The following is an 18,051-nucleotide window of genomic DNA, read 5'->3' as shown; positions in this document are numbered from 1 at the left end:
TATTATCGACCTAAAAAAATAAAAAGTCAATTACTTTTTAATTAAATTCTAATTATTTTAATTTATCGATATTGTTTATTGTTGTTACAATATTTTTATTAAAAATTTCTTCATATATTCTTGCATTTAATCTTGTCATGTTGAAAATATGATTAAATGAAAGTATGTTTTTGTATTAATCAGTTAATTTCAGTAGAATGATAGGTAAACAGAAGGGAGATTCGTGTGATGCCACTTGTGAGATTTGATTTAATTAAAGGACGTACAAAAGAGGATATTGAGAATATTCTGAAAATTACGCAAATAACTGTAGTCAATAATTTTGGGGTTGATCAACGAGACTGCTATCAAATTGTAACGCAACATGAGCCCTATGAAATGAATATTCAGGACACAGGATTGGGTTTTGAACGGAGTCAAAATGTGCTGGTTGTCTCGGTGACTAGTCGGCCTCGAAATGAATCTGATATTAAGAATTTTTATGCGGAGTTAGCCCATGAATTGGCAGCACACAAGTTAGTGGCTGAAAATGATTTGATGGTTAATTTTACGATCAACGGGGATGCTAATTGGAGCTTTGGCTTTGGTGAGGCACAATTTTTAACGGGGAAACTTTAAATAGCAATGATGTTTGGAGAAATTGGAACACAAGTTGTTATGACACCCTTAAACGTGTTTCAAAAAAATGACGTCTTACCAACAACAAGCACCTAATTGTTGTTACAATCGTCTTTAGAACGTCTTTTATTTCATTCTCGTTTTGTTATATTTTGTAAAAAATATGGTTGATAATGATGGCGTATGCAATATAGATTGGTAAGCATCAATAAATGATAACTTATTTACCAGCGTCATACGGGTAAATTGCACGTTTTGAAAAATTTTGAGCAAGTTGCTGGTCATATACCTTCAGATTTGTTAGACTTTATTTAGTGAAATAAATCACAAAATAAGAACCGTAAATTTTTCATATGGGGGATAATAAATATGATTAAAGCATTTTCAAGTCCAGCACACTATGTTCAAGGAAGTGGGGTATTGGATCATCCCAAGGAATACCTTGAAAACTTTGGACAAAAACCAATATTATTGTGTGATGAGATTGTTTGGGGAATTGTGGGTGAAAAATTAAGTCATACCTTATCATCTGATTTTATGGTAACGCATGTGACCTTTGGTGGTGAAGCGTCAGAGGAGGAAATTGATCGAGTCGTTGCCATTGGTGAGAAAAATGCAAATGATTTTATTATTGGTTTAGGTGGTGGTAAGACATTAGATACGGCAAAAAATATTGCTGATACATTGCAAATTCCTGTTGCTATTTTACCAACAGTAGCTTCAACAGATGCACCTTGTTCAGCATTGTCGGTACTCTATACACCTGAAGGACAATTCACTAATTATGCTTTTTATGATAAGAATCCAGATATCGTTTTAGTTGATACAAAGGTTGTTGCTAATGCACCAGTACGGAATTTAATTGCTGGTATTGGTGATGCGATGGCTACGAATATTGAGGCACAAGATGTTGCAAGAGGGTATAATAATTCAATGTTAGGACAATCACCAACACTGGCATCTTTGGCGATTGCACAAACATGTGAGGATAATTTGTTTGCGCACGCCCATGAAGCTGTTGCTGCGACAAAAGCTCATGTTGTGACAGCAGCGCTAGAAACAATCGTTGAAGCAAATACGTTACTAAGTGGTATTGGCTTTGAAAGTTCAGGGTTGGCTGCTGCCCACGCCATTTATAATGGTTTTACCGTTTTGTCTGGTGAGAGTGAAAAAATGATGCATGGTGAAAAAGTTGCCTATGGATATCTTTGTGAACTAGTGTTAGATAATGTTCCAACGGAAGTATTAAATAAATATATCGATTTTAATCAATCATTAGGTTTGCCAACAACTTTGGCTGATTTACACTTAGAGAATGCAACATATGATGATTTCTTAAAAGTTGGTCAGCAAGCAACGATTCCAACAGAGACAATTCATCAAATGCCGTTTGAAGTAACTGCGGAAGATGTTGCTAATGCGATCATGACTGTCGATAGCTATGTTAAAAATAGAGAAAAAAAGAATTAATAATATTTAGATGAGAAGATTTGGTTATAAAATAGCTGAGTCTTTTTTAGTGACTGCTTGTATAATGTATTTTAAGTACAGACTGTGTTGGAGGAATCGAACAATGAAAAATCAATTGGGAAGTTCATTAAAAAAAATTCGTAAACAACAGCATCTTTCACAGGACGCTGTTGCACGAGGTATTTGCGCACAGTCAATGTTATCAGCTATAGAGAATGGCAAGTATATGCCGAATGCACGTTTGTTGCTATCTTTGTGTGACCGTCTTTCAGTTAGCTTAGATGAAATTAGTTTATCTAGTGATTTTTTGATCTCAACTAATAAACAGTTTAATCAAGTACTTTCCAAATTGTGCAACCAACATCAATATGAAGACTTAAAAAAATTTTTGCTAGATAAAAATACAATTGATAGTGTTCAAACAGCAACACAAACACAAGCCTATTACTATTACTTAAGTATTGTGAATGTGCAAGTTGATGCAAATCTTTTAGAAGCAGAACACAATATGAAATTATCTCTATCTAATGACAACAGGCTTAAAAATAAATCTGTTTTAACAAGACTAGGCCTTATTTCATTAGGCGTTATACAAGCGAAAAAAGGTTTTTTTAAACAAGCAACAGACTTAATTAATGAAGCAATGGATGAATTAATTAGCATGAAGTATGAAGAAAATTTGAACATCGTTTTTTATTTAGCAGCTTTAATTAATTATGAATGCGATCATAAAAGTGTCGCTTTAGAATGGGCACTTAAGGGAATTGATTATATTACCACTCATAATTCGCATTATATGTTAGCAAATCTATATCGATTAATTGCGCAAATTGCAAAAGATAATGAAAAGGAAGATGAACGACTAGAAGCACAACAACATAGTGATTTTTTAAGAGAACTTTTTGATGAAAAAATAAATGAGAATTTATAAATATCAGTATTCTGATTATGAAATATTTTATTTATTTAATACATTAAGACTATCAAGTATTGGAGGACTTAATGATGAATCAAAAAATTTTTTCAAACGTAATTATTGCTAACACAAGTCAAGTACAGATCGCTAAAATTTTGTCAAACCCACAAACTTTAATAAAATGGGTACCAGAAATCACATTAGTAAAGCAAGAAGGCGACCACTTCGTAATTACTAGAAGTGGTTCGGCAGTTAATCAATATGAGAAAATTACTGTCAAAACAGAAGATGGTATTATCGGATATACGAGTACTAGTGGTAATTTATCATATGAAATTATATTTAAATTAAAGGGTAATCATGAACAAACGACTGTTCAAGAAGATGTTTATTTAGCAGAAAAGGCGGAGATACATTTACCGTTACAATTACTGAAACCAATTGCAAAGCATGCTCTTAATATCAACTTAAATCATTTAAAGACATATGTTGAGCAGGTAGGTCATATTGAAAAATAAAGAGACAAAAAAGATCAAAGTGAAGATAAATCCTTCATTTTGATCTTTTTTCATTTTAATTGAAATGGCGCTGTCTTAGTTTTCTAAGTTTAGGATATTCGGTAAATGTGATTTACTGTTTTACAACTGGGTCATCGGCATTAGCGATGGCAGCAACGGCTGTTGGTTTGAAGTAGACGCGTAAAGCATTGTTATACATGACATCGGCATATTCTGCTTCAGTAAATATGTTTGTGCTTTCTAACCAAGTTGCTAACTCATGATATGTGTTGAATGTGGCAGACCATGGAGAGTCAGTTCCCCAGATGATACGTTTTGCGCCTAACATTTCTTTAGCAATTTTAACATCTTGTTCACAACGTGGAAATGGAAAGACTGTTTCACTTTCAATATCTTGAATAGCTGAGATATCTGTGTAAATATTCTCATATGGTTGCCATTGTGCAAGTGCAGCACGTAAACGGTCTGGGTGATCAGCATTTGGAAATGACAAATGGCAGACAACAAAGTCAATATTTGGATACATTTTAGCCAGATTAGCAATCGCCTCTGGTTGATAACTAAATTGTTCAAAATTACCATAATCTACCGTGACAACGAAACCAGGATAGTCAGAAATAAAATGCATGATACGGCCAATGCGTGGATTAGTATCTAGTCTGAATGGTGTGTCATAGTGATAACCATGCATACCACCACCTTGGCTAATTTCAAATTTAATAGCCCGGAAACCTAAATCAACGACATATCGTTTAACGATATCCATGTAAAATTCTGAAAATGGATCAACTGAGAAGGCACCGATAAACTTATCGGGATATTTTTTAATTGCTTGATAGGTGTAATAGTTTTGATAACCATTAAGACTACCCTGTAAAACAACAGCTTTTTCAATATTAGACTCAGCCATCATATCTAGGGCTGCCTCAGCGGTAAAATTATCATCACCTCGACCATCGGGAATTAGCTTAATGATAGTACCATCATCCCAAACTGCACGACCATCTCCCAATGGGGTTAAGCGTCCTTTACCATTAAAACCAGCAATTGCTCGAACTAAATGTAAATGTCCATCAATTTTTTTAATCATTATTAAATTAACCTCAATTTCTTATTTGTTGTGTAAAAGTTATACGATTTTTTCAGTACTACCATTAAAACCAGCGTTCTTTTCAGACATTTTCTTAAGGTATAGCCAGATTTGTTCGCGATGTGTTCGAAGCAAAACGGCAAATACGACATAAATAATGATAGTTAAGCCGATCCATATTGGATTTTTTGAAATCCAAGCGGCGAAAATTAACGCGTTTAAAGGACGCGCCATTAAGTTAAAACTGGTGATAAGCACAATACCAGCAGGAATAGCAACACCATAATGTGAAATAGCACCTGTATAAACACTACCTAGCCAACTACTTGCATAAAGACCTAGACTAAACCAAATTACGCCGTTGCAGATAACCTTTAATATGTTACCGTGTGTAATTGCAACAATCGATTCAATCATAAATGGAATTGAAATAAGATCTACAACGGGCAAAGTTTTGTTGCCAGGCAAAATAAATGCGATCAGGACCATGATCGGAATTAAAATAATACCCGCAATAATGGTTGCTGGTTCACCATAACCCACACCATCATCAACAGCTAAGAACCAACGTTTCTTATCTTTTATAGCTAATTCTTCAGCGTCTTCATCAGTTGTCACCTCATCCTTTGAACGCTTGTTATCAATTTCTTCAGCTAGAGGTGAAAATGCCTTTGAGAAAACGTCAGTTACAAGAGGGAAGATTGTCATGACAGCTGACAGAGCAATTGCAAATGACAAAATTTGTCCCCAAGCTGCCAGTGTATTTAATGACTTTAGATTTCCTAATAAGCCAATAATGATTCCCAAAATTGCCCCTAGTGTGGTTGGTTCACCAAAGACACCTAACTTTGTTTTAAATGTTTCTGGTGTCATTTTCACTTTGTTAAATCCTAATAGGTTCCAAAGCGGATCAAGTAAAATAGCTGGGACGGCTTGCTCCATATTATGAAGAGAACAAACACTTGCATTTTTAACACCAAAATAATTTGACCAGCGATCAGCTTGTGTTTCTGCCAGTGCCAACGTGTATAGTAACATAAAAAATGATAATCCTAATGATAACCAAAAATTATGAGTGACATAATATGCAAGTGTTCCCCAGACCATGAAGCCAAAATTATTCCATAAATTAGAAGGCATAAATATTTTAGTCCAGCCAATTGCAAACAACACTAATTCCAGAATTAAGCCGAAGACGAAAAAACTAAGGCCGACAGTAGAACCGAATGTTGCCAGTGAGCCGGCTTGCCAACCGATATCCACAATTGGTAGATGAATACCAGTGTTATTCACCATTTGTTTGATAATTTTAGTAACGATGGGGGTAAATGCCGAAATAATCCAACTAAATCCGGTTAGACCAACACCAGCATAAAAGGCGCTCATCATAGCAGTTTTTAATGAAACTCGTAAGCACAAGGCTACGATAAAAATCATAATGGGCACAACGACTGTCGCCCCAAAGGTTTGAAAAATATGATTTATAAACTCTAACATAAAAAGTTTCTCCGTTTGAAATAGAAGTGTTAGTAAGCTTTTGTAATAGATTTAATTTTTAATAAATCCTGTGTTAATTTTTCAGTAGTTGATTGATATTCAAAACCATAGTTTTGAACTGAACATTTAGAAATAATCCTTGGAATATTAATAACACCAATTTCAAGAGATTGCGTTGTAGACCAAGTGTCTGAAGATTTAGAAGCATTCTTTAAATGTAAGTAACTAACATTTGGCAATAATTTATCAATAGCAGTTATTGGATTTGTATCTAACCAAAGCCAGTTCGCTGTATCAAAACAAAATGTAATAGGCATTTTGTTAGCATTAATAATCTCAAAAAAATGCAAAATGTTGTTTAGATTACTTTCTATTGATGATTGATTATTTTCAACAGTTAAAGAAATGTTTTGTGAGATAGCATCTAAAAATCTGCTTGGGAAAATATTGTCAAAATTTTCTAATGAACCAATTGTCATTTTTAAATTTTTAGCATGTAATTTCTGTAAAATATTTAATTGATCAAAAAAATGTTCATTAAAGTGGCCGTCTTTAATAAGCGGTTCGTTTGCACTGTAATAGACTGCCATATTTAAATCTTGCGCTTGCTGTACAATTTTAGGAATGTCTTTTTCTTGCAAAAATTCATCACGCAATTCAATAGCATCAAAACCCATGTCATGAGCTAGAGGAATGAGTTGTGATTGTGAATAACCACTGTTTAACTTATCTACCAATGCAATGGTATTAAGAATAAAGTGGGCCATGTTGTACCTCCAATAAAAATATTAAGCATAATTCATGAATTATATTAATCGGTTAACCTATGACACGAATTGTATTATCTATCACAAATAAATGCAAGCGTTTTCTGTTTGTTTACCAAAATTATTTTAGATAAAAAGCATTCTATTAGTGTTATATAATATATATTTATCATTTGAAATAATTATAGTATTTGGTTTAATTTTATAATTAAACATATCATTAACAAATTTTTTTGTTTATCGATTAATTAATGAAAATAATTGTATTGATTATTTTGTTAATTACAAAATAAAATGTCATGGTATTTTTAACTTATTGTGAATAATCGAGTAATTTTTAAAAAAATAAATGGTTTTATACATTGATTTGACAGCTTTTACAATATTTTAGCAACGTATTTTGTGAAATATATATAAAATGGTTGCAATTAAAAATGAAATCGCTTACAATAGCTCTTGTAAGTTAGTTAAGCGATAAACCTACAAAAAGTAATTTTAGTTATAAATGTTGATTTTATAGTAATATATTGAATAAATTATTACTTTATTTTTTTGAATAAATTGTTAAACGATTAACTATTTAAGATTAATTGATTTTTTGGGGAGGTAAAGTGTTGTTAATATCAAATGTGAATGAATTTAATGATAAAGATTATCAACAGATTCAAGCGGCAATCGATTATTTAAAAAGTAATCGTTTGTCAGAAATTACGGTGGGACGTCATTATCCGAATCAGGGGAAATTTTACGTACAATGTTTAGAATATGAGACGGCGAACATTGAAAATATTGACTTTGAAGTTCATCGTAATCGGCTTGATTTGCATTATGTTGTTAGTGGTGAAGAGCGAATTGATGTTGGTGTTAGGGGGCAAGTGACACCTCATTCTGAATATGATGACCAACGGGACATTCAATACGTTGAAAAACCGACTGTTTTTAATCAAATTATTTTGCATAGTGGTGATTTTGTTCTAATCGGGATGAATGAGCCGCATCGAACAAATGGGATCGTGAATCACACGTCATCAGTTAAAAAGTTAGTTTTGAAGTTAGAAAGATAAGGGATAATGGGGATGGAAACTTTATCAAATACACACAACAGATGGACTGCGAAGCAATTTTTAGTTTTAGCAGGAATATGGTTGGCTTTTTTAATTAGTTTTATTACAAGGTTATCTTGGTCGACTATTATGCCAGCAGCGATTGACTCACTGCATTTTACTGTTCAACAAGGTAATAATTATTTAACCGCTTTTTATATTGGGTACGCTATTACAGTACTTCCCGGGGGTATGTTAGCCGATAAATTTGGTTACCGTAAATTATTATTAGCGGCAGTTCTAGGTAATTTAGTTGTTATGGCAGCGATGGTATTTATGCATGGCTATTGGGATGGTCTAGCACTACGGTTTATTTTAGGATTAGTTAGTGGTCCTGATTTGTCAGCATGTTTGGGTATTATTACTGAATGGTTTGGTGGCAAAAAAAGAGCTACTGCAACTGGTATTTTTAATACCTGCACATCATTTGGTTTAACCGTTATTAATTTGTATGCACCAACTGTTATGGTGCATTATGGTTGGCGAGCAACTTTAGCAGTGACAGCATTTTTCCCATTAGTCGCATTTATATTCGCTTATTTTGCACTTAAGGGGAACCCACCTTATCCGCAACAATTTGTGATTAAAAAGAGTGATGGAGAAGTTGAAGAAGAAACGGCGCTCGAGCGTATAAAGAAAGCAGTCAATAATCGTAGTGTTTGGATGCTTGCGATTACAGGTTTATTTGCAACTGGTGCCAAGTGGGGTGTTACGAATTGGGCAAATTTGTTCATTGTAAAGAATTTGCACTTTAGTTTGGTGACGGCTGGTGTTGCAATGTCTATTTTTGGAATAACTTCCGTCATATCAATGGTCGTTGCTGGTTGGATTTCAGATCATTCAACACTCTCAAAGCATGCTTGGGCAGCAATATTTATGGCAATCTTTACGCCAACTATTATTGGCTTTACATTTGTGCCACATGGTAATATCGCTATGCTTTACTTTTGGACTGGTGCAATGGGTGTTGGTGCATTTATGTTCAGTACCATTACGAATAATTTATCGGTAGAAGTTGCACCGGCTGATCAAAGAGGTACAGTATCAGGATTTATAAACGCATTCAATCAAGTAGGATCATTTTTGGCACCAGTATTATTGGGTCAAATTCTAGCAACTACAGGTAGTTATGTCACATCATACCTAATTATTTCAGTATTTCCATTGATTGCAGTGGTTGCATTAATGTTTGTGCGTGAATCAGATGCACATAAGTATGATGAAGTTAGCGATTAAACACATTTAGAATAGGGGAAAATAAAATGGAATTTGGATTAAGCAAGAACCACATTAGAAATGAAAAAGTACAAGAACGTATTCAGTTAGCTTTAGATTGGTTAGATAAGCATACGACCGAGGAGTTATTAGCAGAGCCTTTAGGTGCAAAAAAGATTGCGGAAGGTGTTGAGTTACGGTTCCAAGAGTACGATACACGTGATTACAGTGCCATGGATTATGAGACACATCGCGATCATATTGATATTCATTATATGATTACAGGAGCCGAATGGGTACGCTGGGCAGACATTGGCACAACTGAACCGACTGATGAGTATGACCCAGAAGAAGAAATTCAACACTTTCATCATCCAGAATTTCATAGTAAGGCATTGTTAACAGATCGACATTATGCGATTTTTGATCCGAGTGATTTACATGCAGCTCATGGTATGGTCGATGGTCAGGTTGGGCACAATCATAAGCTATGTGTCAAAATTGCACTTGCTTAAAATGTAAAATTTTAATTTAAAAAGCAGTAGGTTATAGTGAAATACCCCATAATTGTATACCTAACAATTATGGGGTATTTCACTATAACCTACTGCTTTTGTATTTCAAAAAAGTCGTTTAGAAACTATCTCGAATAATAATGTCTGTTGGGATAGTTTTCATTCTAGGTGCCGGTTCACTTGTATAATCCATTGCCAATTTTTCCTTGAGCAAATCCATAGCAGCATAGCCAATAGCAACAGAATCTTGACTAATACAGCTAATACCGGGTGTCATTAATTGCATCCAATCAAAATTTTCATAAGTTGCAACACCAAAATCATCAGGATAGGTATAACCTAAACTTTGAGTGACCATCAAAAAGTTTTGTAAAACGCGTGAATTCATTGTAAAGAAACCAACTTTATCATGACGATTACTAATGATTTGATGAATCGTCTGCGTAAAACGATCATCGTTTGTGGATTCATAATCATAAGGAATGGTTAGCAAGTGATCATCGTTTGTATATTTTGTTGCATTTTTAAAACCAGTGTATCGATTAATACGTGTACTAATACCGGATAGTGGCCAAGTGACAAAATATAAATCAGTATAACCAGAAGCTAACATTTTTTGTGTCATTACTTCAACAGATTTCATATTATCGGTAGTAACTGTATCGATAATGCTTCTTTGAGCTTGTCGATCAACAATAACGGTATATGTATTTGATAATCTTTGGTAAGTATTATTATTTGGATTAACTGGATCAATGATTAAACCAGCGACTTCTTCTTCCAGTAATCGATTAATATTTTCGATTTCTTTCTGTTCGTCGTTATTTGAGTTTGTAAACACTAGTTTGTAACCATAGTCTAAACAGCGTTCTGAAATACCAGAAATAACGGGCGATGTAAACGGATTAGTAATATCGGCTACAGATACACCAATGGTTTTATTTTCACTTTTTGCGAGATTTCTTGCCGTTGTGCTTGGACGATAGTTCGTTTTTTCAATGATGTTGGCCAACTTTTGTTTTGTATTTTGTGACATTTTAGTATAGTTACCGTTCAAATAGTTCGAGACTGTTGCGGTTGAAACGTCACTGAGTTTAGCAATGTCTTTTATCGTGAATTTATCCATGTGTCATAAGTTCCTTTTAAATTTTAATTTATTTTATATATTTAAAAATAATAAATATCCGTTAATTTATATTGATTTTCCCTAATGCTTCTTAAATTAGTAAAACGGGTAACATCCTACAATAGTTTGGAAGAATATTTTCAAATAATTCTAAGCTAATTAATCATTATTATTTCTAATTAAAGCACATATGATAAGTATATGTAAAGAACAGATAGCTTTGCGATATAACGTAAATAATACTTGAAAAGATGAGACGCAAGAATTAAAAAAACGTTGAAATATTTGACAAAAATACGAGCATGAGATAGAATTCACTTGTAGATAGTTAATCGCTTAACTAAATTATATTGTTGTCAAATATAAGCTTTAAAAAATAAAATTAAAGCGAATAAAGCAGTTGAAAAAATAGGGGATTTTTAAAGATGAATAAAGCAAAAGTATTAGTGACTGGCATCATACCTGAAGCAGGTTTAACTGAATTGCGTGAAAATTTCGATGTTACTTATGAGCCTGAAAAAGAAACGCGTGAGTGGATTTTAGATAATTTAAAAGATTATGATGGCCTATTATTGATGGGAACTAAGGCTGATAAAGAATTAATTGATGCAGGTACTAATCTAAAAATTATTACAGCCAACGGTGTTGGTTTTGATCATATTGATATAACATATGCTAAGGAAAAAGGAATCGTTGTTTCAAATTGTCCGACAGGTGTACGAGTACCAACGGCTGAAATGACTTTTGCATTATTGTTGGCAACGGTTCGTCGTTTATCTTTCTATGATAAAGTAGTTCGTAATGGTGATTGGATTGACGTTTCTGAACAACAGTACATGGGAATGAGTTTACAAGGTAAGACGCTTGGTATCTATGGTATGGGACGTGTTGGGTCAGAAGTTGGTCATTTCTGTCAGGCATTGGGAATGACAGTCATCTATAATGATGTTCGTCGTTTGGATGCGGATTTAGAAAAAGAACTCGATGTAAAATATGTTGATTTCGATACGTTAGTTCACGAATCAGATGTTGTTACGTTGCATGCGCCAGCACTTCCTTCTACAAAAGGTATTTTCAATAGCGAGGTATTCAATAAAATGAAGAATACGGCTTACTTGATCAATGCAGCACGCGGCGTGTTAGTTAAAGAAAAAGATTTAGTTGATGCATTGGTATCTGGCCAAATTGCAGGTGCTGGCTTAGATGTTTTTGAAAATGAACCAGTCGTTTCAAGTGAATTGCGGGCATTAGATAATGTTATTATGGCACCACATGCAGGAACAGGTACCTTAGAAGCACGGACTGCAATTGCTAAAGAAGCATCTAATAATTTGATATCATTCTTACAAAAGGGTGAGCCGTTAAATTATGTTAATGCATAGCTTTAAAAAAGATAGGAGTAATCCTATTTTTTTAATGTTTTTGTTAATCGGTTAACCAAAGAAGAGGAAATTATGATATTTACAAAAGTATTTGAAGATGAATTAGATCATTGTTATGCCATTATGCGGCTTAAAAATAATAATGAGGATTTTATTGTTGTGGCATCAGAAGAAGATAGTCCTTGTTATGCCTATGATTTAAATAATAATTATGCAAGAAAGACCGTTTGGTCAACCGTAGGCGGTACGATGACAATGGTACAAATTCCAGAGACTTTGAATTTTTTGGCAACACAAAAATTTTATCCTGGATTTAATGCACCACATTGTCGGATCGTTAAAGAAAAATTCAATGGTCACGATTGGGATCAAGTAGTTGTTGGCGACTTTCCTTATATTCATCGTTTTGATATTTTTCCAAAGTCAGACCATACGGGTTATTGGTTTGTTGGGTGCTCAATTGCAAACTCCAAAAAAGATGTAGATGATTGGTCTGATCCAGGAAAGATATGGGTTGGTGAGTATGATGACGACCGTGAGACGGTGAACAATTTACATACGCTTGATTTTGCTTTGACCAAGAATCATGGCTATAAACGTATGACCGATTATTCATTGATTACTGGTGTGGAAGGTATTTTTAAGTTACAACATCCAACGGCAACTAGTGATTGGCAATTAACGCAGTTATCAGATATTGAAACTTCAGATATTTTTAGTGCTGATATTAACAAGGACGGACAAACTGAATACCTAACAATAGAAGGATTTCATGGCCCATATCTAAGAATTTCAGATGAAAACTTTAACACGATTAAATTAAGTCAGCCAGAGACACCATTTGGTCACGCAATTTGGGGCGGTACATTAATTGACGGTAATGAATACTTTATTTTCGGTTGGCGTGCAGGTAAACAAAATTTAGAGTTAATCACTAGTGATCAATTAGATACACAATTGATTGATGAAAAAGTTGGCCCAAGTAACGTGACAGTCTATGAAAAAAATGGTCGAGAATTTTTACTATCAGCGAATCGAGAATCAAACAAAGTAGCTGTTTACGAGATTAGTCTAAACTAGGGGAAAGTTTTATGACAAACTATTATTTAACAATTGATAATGGTGGCACAAATACAAAGGTGACTATTTTTGACGATAAAGGTTGTCAAACTTCAGTTTCAGCCTTTCCGACAAAAGGACTTGAACGAAAAGCAGGATTCCATGAAATTAATTTACTAGATCTAAAAGATAAATTAGTAATTGCTGTAAAGGATGCATTAACTAAGGCTAGCCTCTGTGGTAATGATATTGTTGGCGTTACAACGGTGGGTCATGGTAAAGGATTGTATGTTCTAGATAAGAATAATCAAATTTTTATGAATGGTATTTTATCTGCTGATAGTCGTGCAGCAGATTATGCAGCAAATTTTGAAAATAAAGTGACAGAAATTTTTGACATTAGTCACCAACATGTGATGTCAAGTCAGGCACCGGTTATTTTGCGATGGTTAAAAGAGTATGAACCTGAACGTTACAATCAAATTGGGAAAGTTTTATCCAATAAAGATTTTGTACGGTTTTTATTAACTGGTGAAATTAAGCAAGAAATTGGGGATGCATCTGGAAATAACTTTATTAATTTAAATTCAAGACAATATGATCAGAGACTATTTGATTTTTTTGAAATTTCTGAAATGTTCGATAAGATGCCAGATTTGGTAAATGCGACTGATCAATGTGGTGTCATCACGAATGAAATTGCGATGATGACAGGGTTACGAGTTGGTACGCCAGTATTTGGTGGGATGTTTGATATTGATGCATGTGCAATTGCGACAGGTGTCTTAAATAATGACAAACTAAGTTTAATTGCAGGTACATGGAATATGAATACATTTGCTGACAGTAAATTAGCCCCACTTGAAAGTGGCTTAATGAACTCTATTTTTCCAACGGGTAAGCATTTGATTGAGGCCTCAAGTCCAACTTCAGCTGGAAATTTGTCGATTATCATTAATATGTTGATGACATCGGAAATACGTGATGCAAAGGCAAGTGGTAATTCAATTTATGATACTTTAGAGGTGTTTTTAGAAAACACCGATGCGAACTTTTCTAAAGTTATTTTCTTTCCTTATCTATATGGTAGCAATTCTGATGCGAAGGCAACTGCTTCATTTATTGGTCTCCAAAGTACCACAACAAAATCGGAGTTAATTCGAGCTGTGTATGAAGGAATAACTTTTGCTCATAAGTATCATGTACAAAAGTTATTGACTGTTTTAGGAAAGAAACCAGAGGTTATTCGAATGTCTGGTGGTGGTACAAATTCAACAAGTTGGGTACAAATGTTTGCAGATGTTTTAAATTTGCCGATTGAATTAGTTGAAGCTAATGAACTTGGTGGTTTGGGTGGCGCCATGGCAGCAGCAGTAGGTTCAGGTGAATATGCGACCCTTGAGGAAGCTGTTGTTAAGATGTGCCATGTTAAGAGAAGGTATGAGCCCCAAGCTGATCAAACGTCTGTTTATGACAAAAAATATGCGGCATTTGTTTCATTGATGAATGCTTTAGATGGTAATTGGGAACTCTTAAAGTCATTTCAAGAAGGTAAATAACATGACAGTAAATGCATTGGGAATTTATGAAAAAGCCTTGCCACAGGATTTAACGTGGGAAGAAAAATTTAATTTAGTACACGAATTAGGATTTAATTTTTTAGAATTTTCTATTGATGAAAGTGACGACAGATTAGCTCGTTTGGATTGGACACGCGCTCAAAGAACGGATTTTAGAGATATTATGTGGAAGACGCATAGTCGTATTAATACCTTAATGCTTTCAGGACAACGACTCTATCCATTGGGTTCTGCCGATGAAAAAATTCGTCAAGAATCGTTAACCATTATGGAAAAAGCAATTGATTTGGCCGTTGACTTAGGCATTAGGAATATTCAAGTGGCCGGTTATGATGTGTATTATGAGAAGAAAACGGTTGAGTCACGAGAATTATTTGTTGAAAATTTAGAAAAATGTGTGCGTATGGCCGCCAAAAAAATGGTGATGCTTTCAATAGAAACAATGGATGATCCATTCATTAATTCGATTAGCAAAATTTCACATTATAAAAAATTAATCAAAAGTCCTTGGTTACAAGCTTATCCCGATTTAGGAAATATTTCTGCCTGGCCAGAGAATGATATTTCTTACGATATTGAGGATTATGTGCAAAATATTGCAGCTATTCATCTTAAGGATACTTTACCAGTCACATCCACATCCAAAGGAAAATTTAAAGAAGTTCCATTTGGTACAGGTTGTGTTGATTTTGAAGGATGTTTACGGATGTTAAACAGACTAAATTATTCAGGAAGTTACACCATTGAGATGTGGACAGGTGCTAATAACAATGCGATCGCCGAATTGAAACATGCTAAGAAGTTCTTTGCTGATATTTTCGAAAAAGTGGGTATTATGCAAGAGCCGATAGATTATTTTGAAGGAGTAAAAACGAATGCTTGAAAATTTAAAACAAGAAGTTTATGAGGCTAATATGAAACTGCCAGCGTTAGGCTTGGTTTCTTTTACTTGGGGAAATGTATCTGGTATTGATCGGGAAAAAGGATTATTTGTTATTAAACCATCTGGTGTTTCATATGATGAATTAAAACCTGAACAAATGGTTGTTATCGATTTAAATGGTAAAGTTGTTGAGGGTAATATGAATCCATCAAGTGATACGCCAACACATACGTATCTGTATAATCATTTTCCAAACGTTGGTGGGATTGTGCATACGCATTCACCATGGGCTGTTTCTTTTGCTGCTGCAAAAATGGATGTTCCGGCAATGAATACGACACATGCAGATACCTTTTATGGTGATATTCCGGCGGCAGATGCGCTTAACCAAAGCGAGATCGAAGAAGATTATGAAGGTAATACTGGTAAAACAATTGTAAAAACATTTAATGAACGACACATTGATTATGAAGCGGTACCAGCAGCTTTAGTTAGTCAACACGGTCCTTTTGCGTGGGGACCAACACCGGACAAAGCAGTCTATAATGCGAAAGTTCTTGAAGTAGTTGCTGAAGAAGATTATCATACAATGTCATTAACGCATAATAATTCTGATTTACCACAATACTTGTTAGATAAGCATTATTATCGTAAGCATGGTGCAAATGCTTATTACGGACAAGATAACGCGCAATCAAAAAATCATGCTGATCACGTTTAATAGGCATGTACGCCAAAGATAGTAAGAAACTATTTTGCATGATACGCCTTAAACATCTTTTGTCGCACTCACTTTTTATGGATTGATCTTAAATACAAATATATGATTTTTTTAAAATATCAAATTGTGTTACCAATAGAAAATATTTAAATGAATAATTGTACCTAAAAACCACTAAATTTTTCGAAATTTAGTGGTTTTTAGTTAATAATTATTTGAAATAAAAAACGCTAGTAACTGACGTTAGAGTTAGTTATCTAGACAGCAGATTTTTTTTAAACTTGTTTCTGCTTGAACTAGATTAGCATTCATATGGTAAAAATTTGTTAATTCATTTATATTTGTTTCGTAGTGTCATTCCTTACTAGAAGAACTTACTAATATTTTTTCCCTAAAATATCTAAGTCACGTTTAATACCATCCATTTCGGCTACTTCAGGTAAATGTGCCCAAGTCTGATAATTAAATTTTTTAAATAGATGTTGACTGGCAATATTGTGACTAAAAATAAACGCTAATATTGTCTCAATGCCAAGGCTTTTAACATTATTTTCCACAAATGTCAGTGCCTGAGAACCGAAGTGATTACCAATATAATTTTGATTGATATAAATGCTTACTTCAGCTGTTTTATGATAGGCAATTCGTCCATAAAAATCAGACAAACTTATCCAACCAACAGTCGTGTTTTCTAACTGAATAATCCAGAGAGGACGGTGCTTTTTGTTATGTGATAAAAACCAAGTTTTGCGGTCTGACACAGTAACGGGACTTAAGTCAGCGGTTGATTGTCGGGTTGGAATCGCTTGATTATAGATACGAACAATTTCGGGTAAATCTTTTTCCGTTGCAATGGAAAATATTGGCTTCATGATACAGAACCTCCCATGAATGATCACTAAAAAATGTACACATTAAAAGTTAGAGAATAGGTGGATGCACAAGATTAAAAATTGTAGGCAAAATATGTTAATTACTGATAGGTAAATTGTAGCACGATTTATTTCGTTGACAAAAAACTGCATATTTCGATATTAGCTACTTAATATTAATAAATAATAATCTATTAGTAACTGATATTGCCAGATCGTGTATCAGTTATAAGTGATATTGTCATAAGAAATCTAGGAAAGTGGTAATATAAATATACTGCTGAACCATATGCTTTCTTTGTATAGTAAAGATATAAAATCATGGAAGATGCTTCAATCAATCTGATCAATGTAACATATAACTGATGTTGCCTTTAATGATTGGACACAGATTATTGATAGACTATTCACAATAATTGAGGTAGATAATATGTTTAAAAATGACAAAAAAATTTTTTTATTAAATTTTTTAGAGAAACATCCAAATACAAATAATGATGAGAAAAAAGTCATAAATGATACGATCAATAGAATTAATAATAAAAATCAGGACAAAGAAGTGTTGGACTTGATTAAGGCGTTACGACGGTTATCTATTGATGGTATCTTATCAGAAACTGGACGACTATTGCTAAAAAAGTTGCAACGAAGTCAATGGATAGCTGGAATTTTCAACATTGCCCCATTCTTTGGCAGATAAATAATGCTTAATGAACACG

General features: G+C 33.8%; 18 protein-coding genes. 13 read left to right on the top strand and 5 right to left on the bottom strand.

Annotated features, from left to right (window positions below):
• Positions 1-228 precede the first annotated feature (228 nt).
• The 4 genes from AC3B5D_RS04345 to AC3B5D_RS04330 all read left to right on the top strand — a co-directional run bounded on the left by AC3B5D_RS04345 (position 229) and on the right by AC3B5D_RS04330 (position 3,522).
• Positions 229-618 (top strand): tautomerase family protein, encoded by a 390-nt coding sequence (locus tag AC3B5D_RS04345; protein ID WP_489839330.1) that lies wholly within the window; start codon positions 229-231, stop codon positions 616-618.
• A 372-nt stretch (positions 619-990) separates the two neighbouring features.
• Positions 991-2,088, top strand: a complete 1,098-nt coding sequence (locus tag AC3B5D_RS04340) for a glycerol dehydrogenase (protein ID WP_489840581.1) — start codon at positions 991-993, stop codon at positions 2,086-2,088.
• A gap of 103 nt (positions 2,089-2,191) precedes the next feature.
• Positions 2,192-3,019, top strand: a complete 828-nt coding sequence (locus tag AC3B5D_RS04335) for a helix-turn-helix transcriptional regulator (protein ID WP_489839331.1) — start codon at positions 2,192-2,194, stop codon at positions 3,017-3,019.
• Between the two features lie 71 nt (positions 3,020-3,090).
• Positions 3,091-3,522 carry an SRPBCC family protein gene (locus AC3B5D_RS04330; RefSeq protein WP_489839332.1) on the top strand — a complete coding sequence of 144 codons (432 nt, stop codon included), beginning with the start codon at positions 3,091-3,093 and terminating at the stop codon, positions 3,520-3,522.
• 112 nt (positions 3,523-3,634) lie between these two features.
• Here the strand turns inward: AC3B5D_RS04330 and AC3B5D_RS04325 are convergent, their stop codons facing one another.
• The 3 genes from AC3B5D_RS04325 to AC3B5D_RS04315 are packed head-to-tail and all read right to left on the bottom strand — an operon-like array spanning position 3,635 to position 6,876.
• Positions 3,635-4,609, bottom strand: coding sequence for an amidohydrolase family protein (locus tag AC3B5D_RS04325; protein WP_489840582.1), 975 nt, complete (start codon positions 4,607-4,609; stop codon positions 3,635-3,637).
• A gap of 42 nt (positions 4,610-4,651) precedes the next feature.
• Positions 4,652-6,109: a PTS transporter subunit IIC gene (locus AC3B5D_RS04320; RefSeq protein ID WP_489839333.1), complete on the bottom strand. Its 1,458-nt coding sequence runs from the start codon at positions 6,107-6,109 to the stop codon at positions 4,652-4,654.
• A 29-nt stretch (positions 6,110-6,138) separates the two neighbouring features.
• Entirely contained in the window at positions 6,139-6,876 is a 738-nt protein-coding gene (locus AC3B5D_RS04315; RefSeq protein ID WP_489839334.1) for a sugar phosphate isomerase/epimerase family protein, read from the bottom strand.
• A 614-nt stretch (positions 6,877-7,490) separates the two neighbouring features.
• Between AC3B5D_RS04315 and AC3B5D_RS04310 the strand changes: the two genes are divergently transcribed.
• From AC3B5D_RS04310 to AC3B5D_RS04300, 3 genes are read left to right on the top strand one after another with little or no spacing between them, the layout of a single operon-like run.
• Positions 7,491-7,940, top strand: coding sequence for a NanQ anomerase/TabA/YiaL family protein (locus AC3B5D_RS04310; RefSeq protein ID WP_489878070.1), 450 nt, complete (start codon positions 7,491-7,493; stop codon positions 7,938-7,940).
• A gap of 12 nt (positions 7,941-7,952) precedes the next feature.
• Positions 7,953-9,215, top strand: coding sequence for an MFS transporter (locus AC3B5D_RS04305; RefSeq protein WP_489839296.1), 1,263 nt, complete (start codon positions 7,953-7,955; stop codon positions 9,213-9,215).
• A 26-nt stretch (positions 9,216-9,241) separates the two neighbouring features.
• A complete protein-coding gene (locus AC3B5D_RS04300) occupies positions 9,242-9,709 on the top strand; it encodes a NanQ anomerase/TabA/YiaL family protein (RefSeq protein ID WP_489839297.1) in 468 nt (155 codons plus the stop codon).
• Between the two features lie 118 nt (positions 9,710-9,827).
• Here AC3B5D_RS04300 and AC3B5D_RS04295 read toward each other — a convergent pair whose 3' ends face one another.
• A complete protein-coding gene (locus AC3B5D_RS04295) occupies positions 9,828-10,835 on the bottom strand; it encodes a LacI family DNA-binding transcriptional regulator (protein ID WP_489839298.1) in 1,008 nt (335 codons plus the stop codon).
• Positions 10,836-11,260: 425 nt separating this feature from the next.
• On the opposite strand from AC3B5D_RS04295, the gene AC3B5D_RS04290 reads away from it, so the two are divergent.
• The 5 genes from AC3B5D_RS04290 (at position 11,261) to AC3B5D_RS04270 (ending at position 16,460) form a co-directional block, all read left to right on the top strand.
• Entirely contained in the window at positions 11,261-12,217 is a 957-nt protein-coding gene (locus AC3B5D_RS04290) for an NAD(P)-dependent oxidoreductase (RefSeq protein WP_489839299.1), read from the top strand.
• 72 nt (positions 12,218-12,289) lie between these two features.
• Positions 12,290-13,297 (top strand): hypothetical protein, encoded by a 1,008-nt coding sequence (locus AC3B5D_RS04285; RefSeq protein WP_489839300.1) that lies wholly within the window; start codon positions 12,290-12,292, stop codon positions 13,295-13,297.
• Positions 13,298-13,308: 11 nt separating this feature from the next.
• Positions 13,309-14,835, top strand: a complete 1,527-nt coding sequence (locus AC3B5D_RS04280; RefSeq protein ID WP_489839335.1) for an FGGY-family carbohydrate kinase — start codon at positions 13,309-13,311, stop codon at positions 14,833-14,835.
• A 1-nt stretch (position 14,836) separates the two neighbouring features.
• Positions 14,837-15,739 carry an L-ribulose-5-phosphate 3-epimerase gene (locus AC3B5D_RS04275; protein ID WP_489839336.1) on the top strand — a complete coding sequence of 301 codons (903 nt, stop codon included), beginning with the start codon at positions 14,837-14,839 and terminating at the stop codon, positions 15,737-15,739.
• Positions 15,732-16,460: an L-ribulose-5-phosphate 4-epimerase gene (locus AC3B5D_RS04270; RefSeq protein WP_489839337.1), complete on the top strand. Its 729-nt coding sequence runs from the start codon at positions 15,732-15,734 to the stop codon at positions 16,458-16,460. Before AC3B5D_RS04275 ends, AC3B5D_RS04270 begins: the two co-directional genes overlap by 8 nt.
• 377 nt (positions 16,461-16,837) lie before the next feature.
• Here AC3B5D_RS04270 and AC3B5D_RS04265 read toward each other — a convergent pair whose 3' ends face one another.
• The gene (locus tag AC3B5D_RS04265) at positions 16,838-17,332 is read right to left on the bottom strand and encodes a GNAT family N-acetyltransferase (protein WP_489839338.1); all 495 of its coding nucleotides are present in this window, start codon (positions 17,330-17,332) and stop codon (positions 16,838-16,840) included.
• A 430-nt stretch (positions 17,333-17,762) separates the two neighbouring features.
• On the opposite strand from AC3B5D_RS04265, the gene AC3B5D_RS04260 reads away from it, so the two are divergent.
• Positions 17,763-18,032, top strand: coding sequence for a hypothetical protein (locus tag AC3B5D_RS04260; protein ID WP_489839339.1), 270 nt, complete (start codon positions 17,763-17,765; stop codon positions 18,030-18,032).
• The last annotated feature ends 19 nt before the right edge of the window (positions 18,033-18,051 follow it).

The sequence above is a fragment of the Weissella sp. ESL1177 genome (genome assembly GCF_058107185.1).
The sequence above is the reverse complement of the archived record's forward strand: the minus strand, read 5'-3'. Positions and strand labels throughout refer to the sequence as shown.